The sequence below is a fragment of the Xanthomonas sp. NCPPB 3570 genome (genome assembly GCF_056725115.1).
The window spans coordinates 3,989,411-4,009,059 of sequence record NZ_CM161513.1 but is presented as its reverse complement, the minus strand read 5'-3'; the positions used below and the strand labels follow the sequence as shown (position 1 = coordinate 4,009,059).

General features: G+C 69.1%; 21 protein-coding genes. 11 read left to right on the top strand and 10 right to left on the bottom strand.

The window, feature by feature from the left end:
• The first annotated feature begins 1 nt into the window (after window position 1).
• The 3 genes from AC1PLR_RS17300 to AC1PLR_RS17290 all read left to right on the top strand — a co-directional run bounded on the left by AC1PLR_RS17300 (window position 2) and on the right by AC1PLR_RS17290 (window position 2,855).
• Window positions 2–661, top strand: coding sequence for an arylesterase (locus tag AC1PLR_RS17300; RefSeq protein ID WP_481101776.1), 660 nt, complete (start codon window positions 2–4; stop codon window positions 659–661).
• Window positions 662–753: 92 nt separating this feature from the next.
• Window positions 754–1,467, top strand: coding sequence for a response regulator transcription factor (locus tag AC1PLR_RS17295; protein WP_003481607.1), 714 nt, complete (start codon window positions 754–756; stop codon window positions 1,465–1,467).
• 107 nt (window positions 1,468–1,574) lie between these two features.
• Window positions 1,575–2,855 (top strand): sensor histidine kinase, encoded by a 1,281-nt coding sequence (locus tag AC1PLR_RS17290; protein WP_481101775.1) that lies wholly within the window; start codon window positions 1,575–1,577, stop codon window positions 2,853–2,855.
• Between the two features lie 35 nt (window positions 2,856–2,890).
• Here the strand turns inward: AC1PLR_RS17290 and AC1PLR_RS17285 are convergent, their stop codons facing one another.
• A complete protein-coding gene (locus tag AC1PLR_RS17285; protein WP_481101774.1) occupies window positions 2,891–3,607 on the bottom strand; it encodes an SGNH/GDSL hydrolase family protein in 717 nt (238 codons plus the stop codon).
• 189 nt (window positions 3,608–3,796) lie between these two features.
• On the opposite strand from AC1PLR_RS17285, the gene AC1PLR_RS17280 reads away from it, so the two are divergent.
• The 8 genes from AC1PLR_RS17280 to AC1PLR_RS17245 all read left to right on the top strand — a co-directional run bounded on the left by AC1PLR_RS17280 (window position 3,797) and on the right by AC1PLR_RS17245 (window position 10,077).
• Window positions 3,797–4,177, top strand: a complete 381-nt coding sequence (locus AC1PLR_RS17280) for a diacylglycerol kinase (protein ID WP_010342212.1) — start codon at window positions 3,797–3,799, stop codon at window positions 4,175–4,177.
• A 39-nt stretch (window positions 4,178–4,216) separates the two neighbouring features.
• The gene (locus tag AC1PLR_RS17275; RefSeq protein ID WP_010342213.1) at window positions 4,217–4,966 is read left to right on the top strand and encodes a TerC family protein; all 750 of its coding nucleotides are present in this window, start codon (window positions 4,217–4,219) and stop codon (window positions 4,964–4,966) included.
• A gap of 74 nt (window positions 4,967–5,040) precedes the next feature.
• Window positions 5,041–5,682 (top strand): LemA family protein, encoded by a 642-nt coding sequence (locus AC1PLR_RS17270; protein WP_371183321.1) that lies wholly within the window; start codon window positions 5,041–5,043, stop codon window positions 5,680–5,682.
• Between the two features lie 120 nt (window positions 5,683–5,802).
• Entirely contained in the window at window positions 5,803–6,690 is an 888-nt protein-coding gene (locus AC1PLR_RS17265; protein ID WP_481103625.1) for a TPM domain-containing protein, read from the top strand.
• Complete coding sequence (locus AC1PLR_RS17260) at window positions 6,690–7,181, top strand: TPM domain-containing protein (RefSeq protein WP_481101773.1); 492 nt, start codon at window positions 6,690–6,692, stop codon at window positions 7,179–7,181. Before AC1PLR_RS17265 ends, AC1PLR_RS17260 begins: the two co-directional genes overlap by 1 nt.
• A gap of 600 nt (window positions 7,182–7,781) precedes the next feature.
• The gene (gene lgt, locus AC1PLR_RS17255) at window positions 7,782–8,690 is read left to right on the top strand and encodes a prolipoprotein diacylglyceryl transferase (RefSeq protein WP_371183325.1); all 909 of its coding nucleotides are present in this window, start codon (window positions 7,782–7,784) and stop codon (window positions 8,688–8,690) included.
• The gene (locus AC1PLR_RS17250; protein WP_481101772.1) at window positions 8,687–9,481 is read left to right on the top strand and encodes a thymidylate synthase; all 795 of its coding nucleotides are present in this window, start codon (window positions 8,687–8,689) and stop codon (window positions 9,479–9,481) included. The genes lgt and AC1PLR_RS17250 overlap by 4 nt, the downstream gene beginning before the upstream one ends.
• Before the next feature lie 89 nt (window positions 9,482–9,570).
• The gene (locus tag AC1PLR_RS17245; protein WP_481103624.1) at window positions 9,571–10,077 is read left to right on the top strand and encodes a dihydrofolate reductase; all 507 of its coding nucleotides are present in this window, start codon (window positions 9,571–9,573) and stop codon (window positions 10,075–10,077) included.
• 107 nt (window positions 10,078–10,184) lie between these two features.
• Here the strand turns inward: AC1PLR_RS17245 and AC1PLR_RS17240 are convergent, their stop codons facing one another.
• The 9 genes from AC1PLR_RS17240 to AC1PLR_RS17200 all read right to left on the bottom strand — a co-directional run bounded on the left by AC1PLR_RS17240 (window position 10,185) and on the right by AC1PLR_RS17200 (window position 19,611).
• Entirely contained in the window at window positions 10,185–11,105 is a 921-nt protein-coding gene (locus tag AC1PLR_RS17240) for a symmetrical bis(5'-nucleosyl)-tetraphosphatase (RefSeq protein WP_481101771.1), read from the bottom strand.
• Window positions 11,105–11,488, bottom strand: coding sequence for a Co2+/Mg2+ efflux protein ApaG (apaG, locus tag AC1PLR_RS17235; protein ID WP_010340000.1), 384 nt, complete (start codon window positions 11,486–11,488; stop codon window positions 11,105–11,107). Before apaG ends, AC1PLR_RS17240 begins: the two co-directional genes overlap by 1 nt.
• Window positions 11,489–11,820: 332 nt before the next feature.
• Window positions 11,821–12,615: a 16S rRNA (adenine(1518)-N(6)/adenine(1519)-N(6))-dimethyltransferase RsmA gene (gene rsmA / locus AC1PLR_RS17230; protein ID WP_481101770.1), complete on the bottom strand. Its 795-nt coding sequence runs from the start codon at window positions 12,613–12,615 to the stop codon at window positions 11,821–11,823.
• Between the two features lie 126 nt (window positions 12,616–12,741).
• A complete protein-coding gene (pdxA, locus tag AC1PLR_RS17225; RefSeq protein WP_481101769.1) occupies window positions 12,742–13,719 on the bottom strand; it encodes a 4-hydroxythreonine-4-phosphate dehydrogenase PdxA in 978 nt (325 codons plus the stop codon).
• 3 nt (window positions 13,720–13,722) lie between these two features.
• Window positions 13,723–15,084 carry a peptidylprolyl isomerase gene (locus AC1PLR_RS17220; protein ID WP_481101768.1) on the bottom strand — a complete coding sequence of 454 codons (1,362 nt, stop codon included), beginning with the start codon at window positions 15,082–15,084 and terminating at the stop codon, window positions 13,723–13,725.
• Window positions 15,081–17,426, bottom strand: a complete 2,346-nt coding sequence (gene lptD / locus AC1PLR_RS17215) for an LPS-assembly protein LptD (RefSeq protein ID WP_081481854.1) — start codon at window positions 17,424–17,426, stop codon at window positions 15,081–15,083. Before lptD ends, AC1PLR_RS17220 begins: the two co-directional genes overlap by 4 nt.
• A 110-nt stretch (window positions 17,427–17,536) precedes the next feature.
• Complete coding sequence (locus AC1PLR_RS17210; RefSeq protein ID WP_481101767.1) at window positions 17,537–18,442, bottom strand: histone deacetylase family protein; 906 nt, start codon at window positions 18,440–18,442, stop codon at window positions 17,537–17,539.
• Window positions 18,443–18,466: 24 nt separating this feature from the next.
• Window positions 18,467–19,021: a cob(I)yrinic acid a,c-diamide adenosyltransferase gene (locus tag AC1PLR_RS17205; protein WP_209247137.1), complete on the bottom strand. Its 555-nt coding sequence runs from the start codon at window positions 19,019–19,021 to the stop codon at window positions 18,467–18,469.
• Window positions 19,022–19,026: 5 nt separating this feature from the next.
• Window positions 19,027–19,611: a hypothetical protein gene (locus AC1PLR_RS17200; protein ID WP_010340007.1), complete on the bottom strand. Its 585-nt coding sequence runs from the start codon at window positions 19,609–19,611 to the stop codon at window positions 19,027–19,029.
• Window positions 19,612–19,649: the final 38 nt, after the last annotated feature.

The window sequence follows — 19,649 nt, the reverse complement described above, 5'->3', positions numbered from 1 at the left end:
GATGCGTGGTGATGAGACGAGAAGCAAGCCGGCCTGGACGCGCCGCGCCTGGCTGCTGCTGGCATGGTGGGTGCTGCTGCCCGTCATCGCCTGTGCCAAAGGTGCGACGGGTCCGGTGCTGGTGCTCGGCGACAGCCTCAGCGCCGCGCACAACATTCCGGTGCAATCCGGCTGGGTGGCCTTGCTGGACAAGCGCCTGCAGCAACAGATGCGGACGCCGCCGGCGGTGGTCAATGCCAGCATCAGCGGCGAGACCTCCTCTGGCGCGCTGACCCGCCTGCCGGCGCTGCTGCAGAAGCACCGGCCGTCGGTGGTGGTGATCGAACTGGGCGGCAACGACGCGTTGCGCGGGCTGAGCCCGGCCGAACTGCGCGGCAACCTGGAGAAGATGATCGTGCTCAGCCGTGACGCGGGTGCGAAGGTGTTGTTGCTGGGCATCGACGTGCCGCCGAACTACGGCCCGGGCTACCGCCAGCGCCTGCGCGCGGTCTACGCGGACCTGGCGAAGCAGTACCAGACCGGCCTGTTGCCATTCCTGCTGGAGGGCGTGGCGCTGAACCCGGCGCTGATGCAGGGCGACGGTCTGCACCCCACCGCCGCAGCCCAGCCCAAGGTGCTGGACAACGTTTGGCCGCAGCTCAAGCCATTGATCGCTCGATAGTTTTTTACCGGCTCAGGCAGATGAAGCGACCTTCACGCCGCCACCACCGCACATCCGGCATGTTTCACAAAGCTGAAGACTGAGGAAGCGTTATGCGTCAGACCAAGGAAACATCCGGGCTCGTGCTGGTCGTGGAAGACAACCGCAATATTTCCGAGATGATCGGCGAGTATCTGGAGGGCCGCGGATTCGAAGTGGATTACGCCTGCGATGGCCTGGACGGCTATCGCCTGGCGGCGGAGAACAGCTACGACGTGGTGGTGCTGGACCTGATGCTGCCGCGTCTGGACGGCATCGAAGTGTGTCGCCGCCTGCGCAACGACGCGCGCAAGTCCACTCCGGTGCTGATGCTGACTGCGCGCGACACGCTCGACGACAAGCTCACCGGCCTGGGCTTCGGTGCCGACGACTACCTGACCAAGCCGTTCGCGATCCAGGAACTGGAAGCGCGCCTGCGTGCGCTGATCCGCCGCGAGCGCCGCCAGGTCGGCTCGGAAGTGCTGAAGGTGGCCGACCTGGTGCTGGACCCGGTGAGCATGCGCGCCACCCGCGCCGGCACCGAGCTGCAGCTCTCGCCGATCGGCCTGCGCCTGCTGACCATCCTGATGCGCGAATCGCCGCGCGTGGTCACCCGCCAGGAAATCGAGCGCGAGATCTGGGGCAACGGCCTGCCGGATTCGGACACCCTGCGCAGCCATCTGTACAACCTGCGCAAGATCATCGACAAGCCGTTCGACCGCCCGCTGCTGCACACCGTGCAGAGCGCCGGTTACCGCATCGCCGACATCGCCCAGCCGATGAGCTGAGGCGGCTCCGCTCGTGGACAGCGTGACGGCCCCGTTGCACGGGGCCGTTTGCACGAAAGGATCACGATCGGCCTTCCTATAATCGCGGCAACGATCACGGATGCCGTATGCCGCACGGGTTGCCGCGCAAACTTCGCCTCGCCCTGATCGCCCGCATCGTGTTTGCGGGCTGCGTGGTCACGCTTGCCAGTTATCTGGTGGTGGCGATCGTGCAGCACTCGCTGGTCGGCTCGATCCTGAAGCAGGAAGCGCGCTATTACTGGCGCGTGCATGCGCAGCAGCCGCAGCAGCTTCCGCCCAACACCCACAGCCTGCGCGGCTACCTGGTGGCGCCCGGCCAATCCGATGCCGCCGTGCCCGTCGACCTGCGGGGGCTGGCGCCCGGCCTGCACGAGGACCGCCCTGGCGGGGAGATCGTGCTGGTCGACCAGAACCCGTCCGGTCGCCTGTACCTGGTATTCCTGCGCGCGCCGGCGCAGCGGCTGGCGTTCTGGTTCGGCGTGGTGCCGACCCTGCTGACCCTGATCGCGGTGATCGTGGTGGCCTGGTTGACGTGGCGAGTGTCGCGACGCTTGCTGTCGCCGATGAACTGGCTGGCGCGGCGGGTCTCGCGCTGGGATCCGCGGCACCCGGCCGCCGCCGATCTGGCCCCGGAAAACCTGCCGGCCGACGTGCAGGGCGAGGCGCGGCAGTTGGCCGCCGCGTTGCATGCGCTGGCCCAGCGCGTCACCGACCATGTCGCCCGCGAACGCAACTTCACCCGCGATGCCAGCCACGAACTGCGCACCCCGCTGACGGTGATCCGCGTCGCCACCGACATCGCGATGACCGAGCAGGAACTGCCGCCGCGCCTGAACCGCAGCCTGCAGCGGATCCAGCGTGCCGGCCGCGACATGGAAGCGGTGATCGACGCGTTCCTGATCCTGGCGCGGGAAGCGGACGTGGTGCCGCAGAGCGAGACCATCGATGTCGCCGAGCTGGTGGAATACGAGGCCGAAAACGCCCGTGAGTTGCTGGCGGACAAGCCGGTGACCCTGAGCGTGCGCGTGCTGGCCCCGGCCACACTGCACGCGCCGCCACGGGTGCTGCACGTGGTGGTCAGCAACCTGCTGCGCAACGCCTGCAGCTACACCGATGCCGGACGCGTGGAGGTCGAGGTCGAGGCCGACCGCATCCGCATCCGCGACACCGGCATCGGCATGTCCGAGGAAGCGCTGCGGCACGCCTTCGAGCCGTTCTTCCGCGCCGAGCCGGAACGTCCGCAGGGCACCGGGCTGGGCCTGTCGATTGTGCGCCGGCTGTGCGACCGCTTTGGCTGGCAGGTGGCCCTGGAGAACGCCGAGGGCGGGGGCATTCTCGCGACGGTGCGGTTCCCACCGTCGCCCTGAGCGCCCGCGCGCCGTGGCGCGGGCGTCCGGGTATCTCAGTCTTGCAGGTAAGGACGCAGGGTGTCGCGCCACAGCGCGTAGCCGGCCGCGTTCATGTGCAGCTTGTCCGGGCCGAACAGCTCGGCGCGCGGTTGTCCGTCCGCGCCCAGCATCGGCGTGTACACGTCGACGAACTGGATCTGCTTCAGGCCGGCCGCGGCCGTGCGGATCAGCGCGTTGGCCTCGGCCATCTTCGGCATCAGCGCCGCGCGCGACGGGCTGGGCTTGATCGACAGGTAGACGATGCGGGTCTTGGGCAGGTCGCGGCGCACGCGGGTCACGAAGGCCACGAAGTCGTCGCGCACCTGCTGCGGGCTGCGGCCGCTGTTGAGATCGTTGTCGCCGGCGTAGAACACGATCAGGCGCGGCTTGTACGGCACCACGATGCGGTCGGCGTACCAGGTGCTGTCGCGGATCTCCGAGCCGCCGAAACCGCGGTTCAGCGTCTGCACGCCGGGGAAATCGGTGGCCAGCGAGGTCCAGAAGCGGATCGAGGAACTGCCGACGAACAGCACGCCGCCGGGTTTGACCGGATGCGCGGCATCGTCCTTGGCGAAACGCGCCATGTCCTCTTCCCAGGCGGCATTGGAGACCTGCTCGGGCACGCTGGGCGGCGGGGGCGGGGTGAGCGCCAGCGCCGGCGACAGGCTCAGCAGGGACAGACTGAACAGACTCAGGGCGAGCAGCGGTGCGCGCAGCGGCGAACGGGGCATGACGCCTCCTCGAAGCAAGGGGATCGCCGATGGTGCCGCAGGCGCGACATGCAGGCAAATCCGCGGCGATGCCGGCGCCGCCGCGGGGCTTGTGGCAAAATTGCGGCCTATCCCGCTGCGCCCTTGCCCATGACCGATTCCTTCCGGCCGTCGTCGTCGCGCCCCCGTTGCACGGGGCGGGGCTGAGCCGTGGCCGACCAATTCGGGCACCTGCCGCGCGGGCCGCGCCGCATGCTGATGGCGGCGCGCTGGTCCTGGCAGGGCTTGCGCGCCGCCTGGCTGCACGAATCCTCCTTCCGCCTGGAGGTGTGCCTGTTCCTGATCCTGGCGCCGTTGGCGCTGTGGCTGGGGCAGGGGCCGGTGCAGCAGGTGCTCATGATCGGCTCGCTGCTGCTGGTGCTGGCCGTGGAACTGCTCAATTCGGCGATCGAGGCGGTGATCGAGCGCTATGGTCCCGAGCATCACGAGCTGGCCGGCCGCGCCAAGGACATGGGCTCGGCCGCGGTGTTCGTGATGCTGGCCAACGTGGTGCTGTGCTGGGGCCTGATCCTGCTGCCGCGCCTGCTGTGATCGCCGCCCGTTTCTTCTTCCGTTAAAGGACCCGACACCATGGCCCTCGAATTTCTCGCCGATCCCAACACCTGGCTGACGCTGTTGACGCTGAGTGCGTTGGAGATCGTGCTGGGCATCGACAACCTGGTGTTCATCTCCATCGCCGTGGGCAAGCTGCCGGAAGCGCAACGCCCAGCCGCGCGCAAGTTCGGCATCGCGGTGGCCTGCCTGACCCGTATCGCGCTGCTGGTGTCGCTGGCGTTCCTGGCGCGCATGCAGGGCGAACTGTTCAGCGTCGCCGGCATGGGCATCTCGATCCGCGACCTGGTCCTGATCGTCGGCGGCCTGTTCCTGCTGGTGAAGGGCACCATGGAGATCCGCGAGCTGATCACCGGCGGCGAGGACGAAGATCCCACCACCAGCAAGGCCTCGGGCGTGTTCTGGATGGTGATCGCGCAGATCGCGGTGATCGACATCGTGTTCTCGCTGGATTCGGTGATTACCGCGGTGGGCATGGCCCAGCACATCCCGGTGATGATCGCCGCGGTGCTGCTGGCGGTGGCGGTGATGCTGCTGGCGGCCAACCCGCTGGGCCGCTTCATCGACGCCAACCCGACGGTGAAGATGCTGGCGCTGGCTTTCATCCTGATGATCGGCGTGGTGCTGATCCTGGATGGCCTGGACGTGCACGTGCCCAAGCCCTACATCTACGCGGCGATGGGCTTCTCGGTGCTGGTGGAGTGGCTGAACCTGCTGATGCGCCGGCGCGCCGCCGCGCACCAGGTGCCCGGCGCCGGCAAGTGGTGAGCCACCGCTGAGGTCGGCTGCGTTTTCACCGGCGGCGTGGCAAGCTGCGCGCAGTCATCTGCCGGAGTCCTCGCATGCGCCTGTTGTCCCGCTCCCTGTTCCTGGCCGCGCTGGCGGTATTGCTGTCCGGCTGCGGCTACAACGCGATCCAGCAGAAGGACCAGGCGGTCAAGGCCGGCTGGTCGGAAGTGCTGAACCAGTACAAGCGCCGTGCCGACCTGGTGCCGAACCTGGTCAACACGGTCAAGGGCTATGCCGACCAGGAGCGGCAGGTGCTCACCGACGTGACCAACGCCCGCGCCCGCGTCGGCCAGGTGCAGGTCAACGCCGACGACGCCGCCTCGCTGCAGCAGTTCCAGCAGGCACAGGGCCAGCTGTCCAGCGCGCTGTCGCGGCTGCTGGTGGTCAGCGAGAACTATCCCAACCTGAAATCCGACCAGGCCTTCCGCGACCTGCAGGCGCAGCTGGAAGGCACCGAAAACCGCATCACCGTGGCACGCGGCCGCTACATCCAGGCGGTGCAGGACTACAACACCTACATCCTGTCCTTCCCGCAGGTGCTCACCGCCAAGATGTTCGGCTACAAGGAGAAGCCCAACTTCTCGGTGGAGAACGAGGCGCAGATCTCCGAGGCGCCGGCGGTGAACTTCGGCGGCCAGCCGGCGTCCGCGCCGCAGCAGCCGCAGCAGCCGCAGCAGCCGGCACCGGCGCAGTAAGCGTCGCTGCAGGCCGGCCCGACCGTGCGTTTCACCTCCGCGGCTGAGCGCGCCGCCGCAGCGACGGCGTCGTGCGGTGGCACCCGCGCTGCGGCCGGCCGTCGGCACGTCTGCGTCTGGCTGGTGCTGCTGCTGGCGCTGTTGCCGTGGCTGGCTTGGGCGCAGACCGAGGCGCCGATCCCGCCGCTGGATGCGCCGGTGGTGGACACCACCGGCACGCTGACACCGAACCAGCGCCTGGAGCTGGACCGGCAGGCGGTGCAGCTGCAGCAGCGCAAAGGCAGCCAGTTGCAGGTGCTGGTGGTGCCCAGCACCGCCCCGGAGAGCATCGAGCAATACACCCAGCGCGTGTTCGACCAGTGGAAGCTCGGCCGCAAGGGCGTGGACGACGGCGTGCTGCTGGTGGTGGCCAAGGACGACCGACGCGTGCGCATCCAGCCCGGCTACGGCCTGGAGGGCGCGATTCCCGACGCCACCGCCAACCGCATCATCCAGGAGTACCTGGTGCCGCGCTTCCGCGCCGGCGACTACAGCGGCGGCATTGCCGAAGCGACCGCGATGCTGGTCAAGCTGATCGACGGCGAGGCGTTGCCGGCGCCGGTGAGTGCGCACGCTTCCACCTCGCGCGGCGGCGGCCTGGGATTCGGATTCTTCGCCGGCCTGTTCGCGGCGCTGGTCGCGCAGGTGCTGTTCGCGCAGCTGTCGCGTCCTGTGCGCGGTGTGCTGAGCGGCGTGGTCGGCGGCGGCGTCGGCCTGCTGCTGAGCCTGTCGCTGTTCGTCGGTGCGCTGACCGGCGCGATCGGCCTGCTGCTGGGCCTGTTCGTCGGCATCGCGCCTGGCCGCTCGGCTGGCGGTGGCGGTTGGGGCGGCTGGGGTGGCGGCGGCTTCGGCGGTGGCTGGGGCGGCGGTGGCGGTAGTTGGGGTGGCGGCGGAGGCGGCTTCGGCGGAGGCGGCTGGGGCGGTGGGGGCGGCAGTTCCGGAGGCGGCGGCGCCTCGGGGAGCTGGTGATGCGCTTGCTTCGGCACCTGTTCGCGCCGTCCGCGCAGCGCCTGTTTCCCGCGGCCAGCCTGGAACGCATCGGCGCGGCGATCGCCGAGGGCGAGCGCCTGCACAGCGGGCAGGTGATGTTCGCGGTGGAATCGGGGCTGGCACCGGCGCAGGTGCTGCGCGGCATGGCCCCGCAGCTGCGCGCCGAGCATGCGTTCGCGCAGTTGCGCACCTGGGATACCGAGGCCAACAACGGCGTGCTGATCTATCTGCTGCTGGCCGACCACCACATCGAGATCGTCGCCGACCGCGGCCTGCGCGGACGGGTGGACGCGGCGCAGTGGCGCCAGGTCTGCGCGCTGATCGAGCGCGACATGCGCGCCGGCCAGCCCGAGCAGGCGGTGATCGCCGGCGTCGGCGCAGTCTCCGCGTTGCTGGCCGCGCACTTCCCGGCGCAGCCGGGCCAGCAGGGCGAGAACGAATTGCCGAATCTGCCGCGGGTGCTGGATTGAGCGCGCCTGGAGTTCGGGCGTGTCCTGCCGGTAGATGACACGCGGCGTTTTGGCGCCGATGTGGTGGATTTCAGGGGCTTGGCTTCCGCAAGCATGCAGGGGGAATCAGAATGCGCTGTCCACCTGCTGCCGATCCGAGCCATTTACTTGGCTGGGATTTTTGCACCGACCTTCGCCACCGACGGATCCTCCCGTAGGAGCGGCTTCAGCCGCGACGGGCGTTCCCCGGTAAAGCCTCGTCGCGGCTGAAGCCGCTCCTACGGGAATGCGCACAGCATCCGGCTGCACATCGGTCATGCGCAGAGTCGGCGGTGGAGTCAGTGGCAGACGCGTGCGCCTGCCGGCAGATGAAGCGCCACCCCGCTGTGCCATCCGCAGGCGCGGCAAGGAGCGGAGTCGGTGGCAGACGCGTGCGCCTGCCAGCAGATGAAGCGCTACCCCGCTGTGCCGTCCGCAATCGCGGCAAGGAGCGGAGTCGGTGGCAGACGCGTGCGCCTGCCAGCAGATGAAGCGCCACCCCGCTGTGCCATCCGCAATCGCGGCAAGGAGCGGAGTCGGTGGCAGAATAGGCGCTCTTTGCCCCCCGGCCGACGCTTGCGCATGACCTATCTCCACCAGATCGACCCCATCGCCTTCTCGCTCGGGCCGGTGAAGGTGCATTGGTACGGGCTGATGTACTTGGCCGGCTTTATCTCGGCCTGGTGGCTGGGCCGCCGCCGCATCCGTGCCGGGCGCTTGCCCGGGGTGAACGAGGACGGTTTCTCCGACCTGTTGTTCTACGCGATGCTGGGCGTGGTGCTGGGCGGGCGCATCGGCTACATGCTGTTCTACGCGCTGTCCGATTTCCTGGCCGATCCGCTGCTGATCTTCAAGGTGTGGGACGGCGGCATGAGCTTCCACGGCGGCCTGCTGGGCGTGCTGGCGGCCTGCCTGTGGTGGACGCGCAAGGCGCGCCTGCATTTCTTCGACACCGTCGACTTCATCGCCCCGCTGGTGCCGCTGGGCCTGGGCTTCGGTCGCATCGGCAATTTCGTCGGCGGCGAGTTGTGGGGCAAGTTGACCCACGCCGGCTGGGGCGTCATCTTCCCGCACGCACCGGTGCAGGACGGGGTGGCCAACGCGCCAGCGCTGGAGAGCTTGATGAGCAGCGCGCAATTGCAGCAGCAGTACGCCGCCGGCATGCTCGATCGCTATGCCCGCCATCCGTCGCAGCTGTACGAAGCGGCACTGGAAGGCCTGGTGATGTTCGTGGTGCTGTGGACGTTCTCGATGAAGCCGCGCGCGCGCTATGCGGTGTCCGGCCTGTTCGCGTTGTTGTACGGCGTGTTCCGCTTCGCCGTGGAGTTCGTGCGAGTGCCGGATGCGCAGCTCGGCTACCTGGCGTTCCATTGGCTGACGCGCGGCCAGCAACTGAGCATTCCGCTGATCCTGTTGGGCGTGTTCCTGCTGTGGCGCTCGCGCAGCGCGCCTGTGCTGCAGCCGGTGCCGCCGCCGGAGGTGACCAAGTGAAGCAATACCTGGACTTGCTGCAGCACGTGCTGGAGCGCGGCGCGGAGAAAGCCGACCGCACCGGCACTGGCACGCGCAGCGTGTTCGGCTGGCAGATGCGTTTCGATCTCAACGACGGCTTCCCGCTGGTCACCACCAAGAAGCTGCACCTGCGCTCGATCGTGCACGAGTTGCTGTGGTTCCTGAAGGGCGAGACCAACATCGCCTATCTCAAGGACAACAAGGTCAGCATCTGGGACGAGTGGGCCGATGCGCAGGGCGAACTCGGCCCGGTGTACGGCAAGCAGTGGCGGCGCTGGACCGGCGCCGATGGCCGCGAGATCGACCAGATGCAGTGGCTGGTGGACGAGATCAAGCGCAATCCGGATTCGCGGCGGCTGGTGATCAGCGCCTGGAACGTGGCCGAGTTGCCGCAGATGGCGCTGATGCCGTGCCACAGTCTGTTCCAGTTCTACGTGGTCGACGGCAAGCTCAGTTGCCAACTGTACCAGCGCAGCGGCGACATCTTCCTCGGCGTGCCGTTCAACATCGCCAGCTACGCGCTGCTGACCCACATGGTGGCGCAGGCGACCGGCCTGGGTGTGGGCGATTTCGTGCATACGCTGGGCGATGCGCACCTGTACTCTAACCACTTCGCGCAGGCGCGCGAGCAACTGGCGCGCACGCCGAGGCCGTTGCCGCGCCTCCGGCTGAATCCGGCGGTGACCGATCTGTTCGCCTTCACCTACGACGACATCGCCATCGAGGGCTACGACCCGCATCCGGCGATCAAGGCGCCGGTGGCGGTGTGAGTGGCGGGGAGTGGGGAATGGAGAATGGGGAATCGGAAAAGGTGGCAGTGGCGGCGGGGACGGGTTTGGAGCGGTCTACGCGCCCCTCGCTGCAGTTGAGCCTGATCGCGGCGCTGGACCGGGCCAATGCGATCGGCCGCGACAACGATCTGCCGTGGCGCCTGCCGGACGATCTCAAGCGGTTCAAGGCGCTGACCCTGGGCAAGCCGGTGCTGATGGGGCGCAAGACTGCGCAGTCGCTGGGGCGCGCGTTGCCCGGGCGCTTGAACCTGGTGATGACCCGTTCGGGGCAGGTGCCGTTCGCGGACATGCAGCCGGTGGCGTCGCTGCAGGCGGCGATCGACGCGGCGCGCGAAGCCGGCGCCACGGAACTGGCGGTGATCGGCGGCGGCGACATCTTCGCCCTGGCCCTGCCGTTGGCCGAGGCGCTGTATCTGACCCATGTCGACACCGTGGTCGACGGTGCCGATGCGCATTTCCCCGCGTTCGATCCGGCGCAGTGGGACGTGGTGGCGCGGCAGGCGCATCCGGCGGATGCGCGGCATGCGCTGGCTTTCGAGTTTGTGGATTACCGGCGCCGATCTGGCGCTGTGTAGGCGCCGCCAGGCTTTCGTAGGAGCGGCTTCAGCCGCGACGGGCATTCCCGGGAACGCCTGTCGCGGCTGAAGCCGCTCCTACGAGATCGCGATGGCTCGCGTGAAACTCACTCCTGCTCGGGCGCAGATGCAGCCGGCGCCGGTTGTCCACGGTTCGGCGCGCTGCGCCGCCGCGGCGTGCCACCGCGCGCCGCTGGTGGCGGTCCCTGCACCGGACGGCCCGGAACCTGCACCACCTGCAGGTCCTCGCTGTCCAGGCGCAGGGCGGTGAGCTTGCCGCCCCAGACCGCGCCAGTGTCGATCGCGTGCACGCCCTGGGTGATGGTCAGGCCCAGCGTCGACCAGTGCCCGCAGACGATCTTCAGGTCGCGCTCGACCCGTCCCGGCACTTCGAACCACGGGTACAGGCCCTGCGCCTGGGTGCCGGGCGTGCCCTTTTCCTCGATCGCGATGCGCCCGCGCGGCGTGCAGTAACGGGCGCGGGTGAACAGGTTGATGATCGCGCGCGAGCGGTCGTAGCCGGTCAGGCCCGGCGACCAGGCGGGGCGGTCGCCGTACATGTTGCGGAACAGCTTGCGGTAGCCGTTGCCATGCAGTTGCTGCTCGACCTCGCGCGCGTGCTTCTCGGCCAGCGCGGTGGTCCACTTCGGCGCCAGGCCGGCGTGGATCATCATCCAGCCGAGCTGGCGGTCGGCGTGCAGCAGCTTCTGCATGCGCAGCCAGGTCAGCAGTTCGTCGCGGTCCTCGGCCAGCACGATGCGTTGCAGGTCCGGGTTGACCTTGCGCTGCTCGTCCGGGCTGCGCTCGCCGATCGCCAGCAGCGACAGGTCGTGGTTGCCCAGTACCACCACGCTGTGTTCGCGCAGCGAGTGCACCAGGCGCAGGGTCTCCAGCGACTGCCCGCCGCGGTTGACCAGGTCGCCGCAGAACCACAGCCGGTCCACCGCCGGATCGAAGCGGATCTTCTCCAGCAGTTGCTGGGTGATGTCGTAGCAACCCTGCAGGTCGCCGATCGCCCAGACCGCCATCAGTGCAGGGTCCGTGGGACGGACAGCACGAACGGGGCGATCGCGGCGATGAAGTGGGTGCCGTCGTCGGCCTCCATGTCGTAGTGGCCGCGCATCGTGCCGTGTTCGGTCTCCAGCACCAGCCCGGAGGTGTAGCGGAAATCCTCGCCCGGGCGCAGCCGCGGTTGTTCGCCGACCACGCCGTCGCCGTCCACGCGTTCGATGCGGCCGTTGCCGTCGGTGATCTCCCAGTGCCGGGCGATCAGCCGCGCGGCGACGCGGCCGCGGTTGTGGATGCGGATCGTGTAGGCGAACGTGTAGCGTCCGTCCTCCGGCGCCGATTGGTCGTCGAGGAATCGGGGCGACACTTCGACCTCGATCCGATAGGGGGCGTCATCGTTCATCCCCACAGTTTAGAGCGTGTTTTGCCGTTTGAGGCGAGATGCGTCAACGGTTGTCACTGCCAGGCGGCTGACGCGTGGCAGTGGCCCTGGCTGCCGCCTGCGCGAGCCGCCCGTGCGGGCCTGTTGTTGCCGCGGGCAGTGTGCAGGAGGGCCGTCGTTCGCGGTGGCGGTCTGTGTTGTGCGGCTTGCCACGCTGCGGTGTCGAGGCGGTGCCGTCATCACCATGTCTACGGTGCAGGTCGGCGACGCCTGCGCCGGCATGCAAGGAGCGGAGCAACGCGCGCGCGGAGGTTCGCACCACGCATGCATGCGTGCGCCGCGCGGACGTCCGCTCAGGCTTGCGCGATGTTGGCCAGGCGCACGAAGTCGGCGACCTCGAGTTGCTCGGCGCGCGCGTCCGGGCGCACGCCCGCGGCCTCGAACTGGGCGGCATCGCAGACGCCGTTCAAGGCGTTGCGCAGGGTCTTGCGGCGCTGCCCGAACGCGGCGCGGACCACGTCGGCGAAGCGCGTCCGATCGGCGATGCCCACGGTCTGCGGCGGCCGCGGCACCAGCCGCACCACCGCCGAATCCACCTTTGGCGGCGGCCGGAACGCACCCGGCGGCACCACGAACAGCGAGGTCACCTCGCAATACGCCTGCAGCATCACGCTGAGCCGGCCGTAGACCTTGCTGCCCGGGTCGGCGGCCATACGGTCGACCACTTCCTTCTGCAGCATGAAGTGCATGTCGGCGATCGCCGCGGCGTGGTCCAGTGCATGGAACAGGATCGGCGAGGAAATGTTGTAGGGCAGGTTGCCGACCAGGCGGATACGCGCGCCCTCGGCCAGGGCGGCGAAATCCACCGACAGTACGTCGCGGTTGAGGATGGTCAGTTCGCCGACGCCGGCCGCCGCCGCGGTCAGTGGCGCGATCAGGTCGCGGTCGAATTCGATCACGGTCAGCTGGCCATGCCGGCGCAGTAGCGGGAAGGTGATCGCACCCTGGCCGGGACCGATCTCCACCAGGCGATCGCCCGGCTTGGGATCGACCGCGCGGACGATGCTGTCGATGTAGTGGCGGTCGTTGAGGAAGTGCTGGCCGAGGGATTTCTTGGCCGGGGCGCCGAAGCCGGAGGAGGAGGTCATGGCGGGCATTTTATCGGCATGCGCCGGGTGGCGCGCGCCTGCGGCGACGTAGGAGCGGCTTCAGCCGCGACCGGCATGACCGGGAGCCTGGTTGCGACAGAGCGCCGAACGCGCTCGGCCCGGCAGCTAGGACTGCGCGCGGCGCGCGGCCAGTTGCGCGCACAGCGCAGTGGCGGCGAACAGGCTGGACGGGTCGGCCACGCCGCGGCCGGCCAGCTCCAGCGCGGTGCCGTGGTCGACCGCCACGCGCGGGTAGGGCAGGCCCAGGGTCAGGTTCACCGCCTGCTCGAAGCCGCTGTACTTGAGCACCGGCAGGCCCTGGTCGTGATACATCGCCAGCACCGCGTCCACGCTCGCCAGCTTCTGCGGCAGGAACGCGGTATCGGCCGGCAGCGGGCCGAGCAGGTGCATGCCCTCCGCGCGCAAGGCATCCAGCACCGGCTGCATCACCTGGATCTCCTCCAGGCCCAGGTGGCCGTCCTCGCCGGCATGCGGGTTCAGCCCCAGCACCGCGATGGTCGGCGTGGCGATGCCGAACTCATGGCGCAAGGCGGCCTCGGTGATGCGCAGGCTGCGTTCCAGCAGGGCCGGCGTGAGCGCATCGGCGACGGCGCGCAGCGGCAGATGGGTGGTGACCAGGGCCACGCGCACGATGGCGTTGGCCAGCATCATCACCACCTCGCGGCCAGCGTGCTGGGCCAGTAGTTCGGTGGTGCCGGTGTAGGCGATGCCGCCGGCGTTGATCGCAGCCTTGTGCACCGGGCCAGTGACCATGCCGGCCAGTTCGCCGCGCAGGCAGGCATCGGCGGCCTGGGTCAGGGCGGCGATCACCGCCGCGGCATTGGCCGGTTCGGTCGCGCCAAAGCGGCTGGGCACGGCATTGGCGACCGTGCGCAGGCGCAGGTCGCCAGGGGCGAGGGCGGGGCTGGATTCGGGGAGCAGCTGCAGTGGCAGCGCCAGCGCCGCCGCGGCGGCGCGCAAGGTGTCGGGATCGGCGAAGGCCAGGAGCTGGCAGTCGTGGCGCGGCTGTTGCGCCAGCCGCACGCACAGCTCCGGGCCGATCCCGCCCGGCTCGCCCGGCACCAGCGCGAGCGAGGGGCGCATGGGTCAGGGCTTGGCGGCGGGCGCCGGCGCGGGCGTGGCCGTCGGCGCGGTGGCGGCGTCGGTGTTGCCCACGCGCAGGTCGACGTAGGCTTCGCCGCGCATTTCCTGCAGGAAGCGGTTGTATTCCTCTTCCAGCTTGCGGCGGCCGATGGTCTCGCGGACCTGGGCGCGCTGGGTATCGCTGGTCACGTCGGTCTGACGCTCGCCGACGCGCTGCACGATGTGCCAGCCGGCCTCGGTGCGGAACGGCTGCGACACTTGGCCGTCCTGCAGGCTCGCCACGTGCTGGCCGAAGTCCGGGCCGAACGCGTCGGCCGGGAACCAGCCCAGGTCGCCGCCCTGGCTGCGGCTGTTGGTGTCTTCCGACGCTTCCTTGGCCACGGCCTGGAAATCGGCGCCGCCGGCGATACGCGCACGCAGGGTCTCGATCTTGGCCTTGGCGGCTGCATCGGGCTGTGCATCGTTGACCCGGATCAGGATGTGGCGGGCGTGGTACTCGGTGACGGTCTTCTTTTCCGGATTGGCCGAGGCGTCGCGCACCTCGACCAGCTTCAGCAGCTGGAAGCCGCTGGGGCCGCGCAGCGGGCCGACCACCTGGCCCGGCTTCATGTCGCGGATGAGCTGCGCGAACGCATTGGGGATTTCGTCCAGGCTGCGCCAGCCCAGGTCGCCGCCTTCCAGCGCATTGGGGCTGTCGGAGTAGCGCACCGCCGCGGCGTTGAAGTCGATCTCGCCCTTGTCGATCAGGTTCTTGACCCCGTCGATCTTGCCCTGGGCGGTCTTGATCTGCTCGGCGGTGGCGCCTTCCGGCAGGCCGACCAGGATGTGCGCCAGGTGGTACTGCGCGCCGGTGGTGGCCTGCTGCGCCAGCGCTGCGTCGACTTCGGCCTCGCTGACGTTGATGCGGCTCTGCGCGAAGCTCTGGCGCAGGCGCTGCACGGTGATTTCGTCGCGCACCGAGTTGCGGAAATCGGTATAGGACATGCCGTCGGCGGCCAGCTTCTTGCGCAGGCCGTCCACGTCGGTGCCGTTCTGCTGGGCAATGCTGGCGATGGCGCGGTTCAGTTCGTCGTCGCCGACGCGGATGCCGGTGCTGTTGGCTCGCGCGACCTGCAGCTTGACCAGGACCAGGCGTTCCAGCACCTGCCGCTGCAGCACGTTATCCGGCGGCAGCTGCGCCTCGCGGCCGGCATACTGCGCCTTCACGTTGCGCACGGCACGATCCAGTTCGCTCTGCAGCACGACATCCTCGTCGACCACCGCGGCGATGCGGTCCAGCGGTTGGGTTTGTTGCGCGGCGGCCGGAGCGGACACGCCGGCGACCGCCATCAGGGCGGCGAGAAATACAGAAAGGGTCTTGGTCATGGAATCTGGTTCGGATCGTAAGCGTCCGGATCGGTCGTGGTGTTGCTGGGCGGGACCAAGTACAGGTCGTCGCGGTTGTAGCCGAGAATAGCACGGCGCAGAACGCGGTCCGTGTCCTGGCCCAGGGACGACAGGCCCTTGAGCACGAACTCGACCTGGAACGCGGTATCCAGCGCGCCGGTGCGGTTGCGCACGTAGCGCCGCGCCAGCGCCCGCACCGCCAAGCAGCAGCTGTCCCATTGCACGCCGAGGATGCTTTCCAGCGGCTTCTTGTCCATCAGCGAGTAGTAATGCCGGCCCACCACGCTCCAGGTCGGGTTGATCGGGTACAGGAACGACACATCCGCCTGCTCCAGCAGGTCGCGGCGATAGCGGTAGGCGATGTTGACGATGCCGTCGCCCGGCATCAGATAGCGCGCGCGGAAGCTGGCCAGGTCCTTGCGCCGGTACTTGGGATCCCACTGGTAGGTGGCGCCCAGGTTCCAGCGGTCGTTGATCATGTAGTTCGCATCGGCCACCCAGGCCGACTTGCCCTGCTCGATGGTGGTGTCGCTGTTGGGCAGGCTGACCCGCGAATCGCTGAAATACAGGATCTGGCCGAGGCTGACCGACAGCTTTTCCTTGCCGTCGTCCTGGCGCAGCAGGCGCGAGCTCAACGCCATGGTCAGCTGGTTGGCGTCGTTCTGACGGTCGGCGCCGGTGTAGCGCGAATCGCGGAACAACTGGCCCCAACTGAAGGTGAACTCGCGGGTATCGAAGATCGGCAGGTCGTTCTGGTCGCGGTACGGGGTGTACAGGTAGAACAGCCGCGGTTCCAGGGTCTGCAGATAGTTGGTGTTGCCGATCTTGGTATCGCGGTCGAAGTACACGCCCGCATCGACGGTGGCGATCGGCAGGCTGCGCGAGGGCGTGGTATCGCCGCCCAGCGTGGCCGCCAGATCCTTGTCGAGTTGATAGGCGGTGTAGCGCCAGGCCAGCGTGGGCTTGAGGAACCAGGCGGCGCCGGCCAGCGGCATCGAGATGTAGGGCTTGAGGTCCAGACGGCTGCCGCCGGGGCGCGGCGTGACCACGCCGGTGCGCTCGTACAGCGCGTCCTTGGCATGGATGTCGTCGTGCACGAACCGCACCGCCTCGCTGTACAGGCCGGCTTCGAAATAGTTGCCGAACGACTGGTCCCAGTTGAAGAAGGCGCGCGGCTGGCGGTTGTACGGCAGCGCGTCCTCGGTCAGGGTGTAGTCGGTCAGCTGCCAGCGGTCGGCCATCACGCCCGCGGTCCAGGTGTCGCCGGTGCCGTAGACGCCGATCTGGCTCTGAATGTTGGACACCGCATTGCCGAGCAGGCGGTTGGAGAAATCTTCCGTGTAGCGCTCGTCGCTGACCCAGGCCAGCGAGGCGCGCGCCTGCCACTGCGAATTGATGTTGTGGTAGCCCTGGTAGCCGAACCGGCCGCGATCCTTGTCGCGCAGCTTGTCGTCGGGCAGGTAGGCGGCCTGCAGTTCGCCCTTGCCGCCATCGTAGAGATAGCGGAATTCGCTGCCCAGCATCAGGCCGCGGCGGGCCATGAAGCGCGGATACAGGGTGGCGTCGTAGTTCGGTGCCAGATTCAGGTAGTACGGCTGGGTGTAGTCGAAGCCGTTGCGGCTGGACATGCCGATCGCCGGGAACAGGAAGCCGCTGCTGCGGCGATCGTCGATCGGGAACTTGAACCAGGGCGCGTACAGGATCGGGACGTTGTAGACCTTGAGGATCGCGTTGCGCGCGGTGCCGAAGCCCTCGTCGTTGTCGACGTCGATTTCCGGCGCATGCAGTTCCCACACCCGCTGCGAGGGGTCGCAGGTGGTGTAGGTGGAGCGGTGCATCTGCCCCAGCGCGCCCTGCAGGTCGACCGAGTCGGCCTTGCCGTTGCCGCGGCGCGCCAGCAGCTGGTAGCGGATGTTGGTGATCTTGTGGGTATCGGTGTCCTGATTGCCCTCGGCGCGGTCGGCGATCATGCGGATCGACGAATCCTGGTAGCGCACGTGGCCCTCGGCGATGTAGTTGCCGGTCTCGGTGTCCACCCGCAGGCTGTCGGTGCCCATGAACTGGTCGCCGCGCTTGAGCGCGACGTTGCCGGTGTAGTTGGGGATGGTGGTGGTGCCCGACAGCTGGTCGCCTTCGATATTGGTCGGCTGCTGGTCGCGGTTCTGCGCGAGCTTGGGATCCGGCTGCTGCGCGTCGTCGAACTTGGGCAGCACGTCCGGAGTCGGGCACAGGCCCCAGTTCGGCGGCTTTTCAGCCGCCACTGCCGGCAGGCACAGGGCGATACTGAACGGAAGAGGGAGCAGGCGAAGGGTTCGGCGCACGCGCGTCAGGTATCGGGCGAAAACGGTCGCTAGCTTGCCCCATCCTGTGCATAGGGGCAATGAAGGCGTCCCCGGGGCGGGGGACGGGGTTCATCGGGCCGGCGGGACGCTCAGCGCAGCGCGTCGACGTGGGCGACGCTGCCCTCGCGCAGGGCCTGCAGGTCGTAGCCGCCTTCCAGCAGGGACACCACCCGGCCGCGCGCGTGCCGCTGGGCCACCGCGCGCAGTTCGGCGGTGATCCAGGCGAAGTCCTCGGTGTCCAGCATCAGGTCGGCCAGCGGATCGCGCATGTGCGCGTCGAAGCCGGCCGAGATCAGCAGCAGCTGCGGCTTGAACGCGTCCAGCAGCGGCAGCATCTGGTCGGCCCAGGTGTTGCGGAAGCGGAAGCCGCCGCTGCCCGGCGGCAGCAGCGCGTTGTGCAGGTTGCCGACGCCGCGGTCGTGGACCCCGCCGGTGTGCGGGAACAGCCCGGACTGGTGGGTGCTGAGGTACTGCACGCGGGGCTCGCGCTCGAAGATCGCCTGGGTGCCGTTGCCGTGATGCACGTCGAAATCGACGATGGCGATCCGCTCCAGGCCGTGCGTGTCGCGGGCGTGCGCGGCGGCCACGGCGACGTTGTTGAACAGGCAGAAGCCCATCGCGGTGTCGGCGGTGGCGTGGTGGCCGGGCGGGCGCACCGCACAGAACGCGGTGTCGCTGACGCCGTGCATGACCGCGTCCACCGCGGCCACGCCGGCGCCGGCGGCACGCAGCGCGGCGGCGCGCGAGCCGGGCGAGAGGACCGTGTCCACGTCGAGCATCTGCGGGCCGTCGAGGTCGGCCAGGACGCGGTCGATCAGGTCGCGCTCATGCACCCGGGCCAGGTCGCCGAGCTTGGCCAGCGGCGCCTCGCGCCATTCCAGCGCAGGAAACGCCTCGCGCAGCGCGCTGGTCACCGCCTCCAGGCGCTGCGGACGTTCCGGGTGTTCCGGTCCGGGCGCGTGGCCAAGGCAGGCAGGATGGGTGTAGATCAGCATGCGCGGCCGCGGCCCGGGCGTCGCTCAGGCCTGGCGCCGGTCGTGGCGCCACAGCACTTCGCCGTGGCCGTCGGCCCGCGCCAGCACCCGCGCCAGCACGAACAGCAGGTCGGACAGGCGGTTGAGGTAGCGCACCGCTTCCGGGCGCACCGCGTCCTGCCGCGACAGCGCCACCGTCTCGCGCTCGGCGCGGCGCACGATGGTGCGGGCCAGGTGGCAGCGCGCCGCCGCCTCGCCGCCGGCGGGCAGGATGAAGTCCTGCAGTGGCGGCAGGGTGTCGTTGTAGCGGTCCAGGTGCCGTTCCAGCGCGTCGATGTCGGCGGCATGGATCGCGGCGTGGCCGGGGATGCACAGCTCCCCGCCGAGGTCGAACAACTGGTGCTGGATCGCGGTCAGCAACTGCCGCACGTCCTCGGCCAGCGCGCAGGCCAGGACCACGCCGATCGCCGAGTTGGCCTCGTCCACGGTGCCGTAGGCGGCGACCCGCGCCGAGTCCTTGCCGACCCGGTTGCCGTCGCCCAGGCCGGTGCTGCCGTCGTCGCCGGTGCGGGTGTAGATCTTGGAGAGGCGGTTGCCCATCCCGGTCAGTGACCGACCGGCTGGCCGCGCTGGCCCAGCCGCGCCAGTTGCTCGACGCCGACCTGGACCGCGGCGGCCAGCGCCACGTACAGGCTGGCGCTGCCCAGGTAGGGCAGCAGCCAGTCGCTGTAGTTCTGCCACCAGCCGGCCAGGGTCGGGTTCGGTACGCTGCGGCTGACCCAATAGAAGCTGCCCTGCGCCAGCAGGTGGCACAACGCCACCGCCACCAGCAGGCTGCCGGCGGCCAGGCCCAGGGCCCGCCAGTCGGCGCCGCGGTAGCGCTGCGCCAGCCAGGCGCCGCCGGCCCACAGCACGAAGTAGGCCGGGATCAGGCACCAGTAGGCCGGCGACACGCAGTAGTGCTGCCAGAAATCCAGGCCCTGGCTGCGGATGACCAGGTAGTCGACCAGCACCGCCAGCGCCATCAGCAGCGGGAACGCCCAGCGGGTCCAGCTGCGCAGGTAGAAACCGCCGACGAAGAACACCGCCCACGAGGCGTCCGGGATCGCCCCGAAGTGGTTGATGCGGGTCGCGGCCAGCAGCGCGGTCAACAGCAGCAGGGCGGGAAGGCGGTGGGCGGAAGGCGTCATGACGGCGGGCACCGGGGCACGTAAGACCCCGGATTCTA

What these genes read in the sequence shown, in the direction of transcription:
- AC1PLR_RS17200 (WP_010340007.1), bottom strand. Translation starts at nt 19,611, where the DNA reads ATGACGCCTTCCGCCCACCGCCTTCCCGCCCTGCTGCTGTTGACCGCG.
- AC1PLR_RS17260 (WP_481101773.1), top strand. Translation starts at nt 6,690, where the DNA reads ATGCGCTTGCTTCGGCACCTGTTCGCGCCGTCCGCGCAGCGCCTGTTT.
- AC1PLR_RS17275 (WP_010342213.1), top strand. Translation starts at nt 4,217, where the DNA reads ATGGCCCTCGAATTTCTCGCCGATCCCAACACCTGGCTGACGCTGTTG.
- lgt (WP_371183325.1), top strand. Translation starts at nt 7,782, where the DNA reads ATGACCTATCTCCACCAGATCGACCCCATCGCCTTCTCGCTCGGGCCG.
- AC1PLR_RS17240 (WP_481101771.1), bottom strand. Translation starts at nt 11,105, where the DNA reads ATGGCGGTCTGGGCGATCGGCGACCTGCAGGGTTGCTACGACATCACC.
- AC1PLR_RS17220 (WP_481101768.1), bottom strand. Translation starts at nt 15,084, where the DNA reads ATGACCAAGACCCTTTCTGTATTTCTCGCCGCCCTGATGGCGGTCGCC.
- AC1PLR_RS17205 (WP_209247137.1), bottom strand. Translation starts at nt 19,021, where the DNA reads ATGGGCAACCGCCTCTCCAAGATCTACACCCGCACCGGCGACGACGGC.
- pdxA (WP_481101769.1), bottom strand. Translation starts at nt 13,719, where the DNA reads ATGCGCCCCTCGCTCGCGCTGGTGCCGGGCGAGCCGGGCGGGATCGGC.
- AC1PLR_RS17270 (WP_371183321.1), top strand. Translation starts at nt 5,041, where the DNA reads ATGCGCCTGTTGTCCCGCTCCCTGTTCCTGGCCGCGCTGGCGGTATTG.
- AC1PLR_RS17290 (WP_481101775.1), top strand. Translation starts at nt 1,575, where the DNA reads ATGCCGCACGGGTTGCCGCGCAAACTTCGCCTCGCCCTGATCGCCCGC.
- AC1PLR_RS17285 (WP_481101774.1), bottom strand. Translation starts at nt 3,607, where the DNA reads ATGCCCCGTTCGCCGCTGCGCGCACCGCTGCTCGCCCTGAGTCTGTTC.
- AC1PLR_RS17295 (WP_003481607.1), top strand. Translation starts at nt 754, where the DNA reads ATGCGTCAGACCAAGGAAACATCCGGGCTCGTGCTGGTCGTGGAAGAC.
- AC1PLR_RS17300 (WP_481101776.1), top strand. Translation starts at nt 2, where the DNA reads ATGCGTGGTGATGAGACGAGAAGCAAGCCGGCCTGGACGCGCCGCGCC.
- AC1PLR_RS17210 (WP_481101767.1), bottom strand. Translation starts at nt 18,442, where the DNA reads ATGCTGATCTACACCCATCCTGCCTGCCTTGGCCACGCGCCCGGACCG.
- rsmA (WP_481101770.1), bottom strand. Translation starts at nt 12,615, where the DNA reads ATGACCTCCTCCTCCGGCTTCGGCGCCCCGGCCAAGAAATCCCTCGGC.
- apaG (WP_010340000.1), bottom strand. Translation starts at nt 11,488, where the DNA reads ATGAACGATGACGCCCCCTATCGGATCGAGGTCGAAGTGTCGCCCCGA.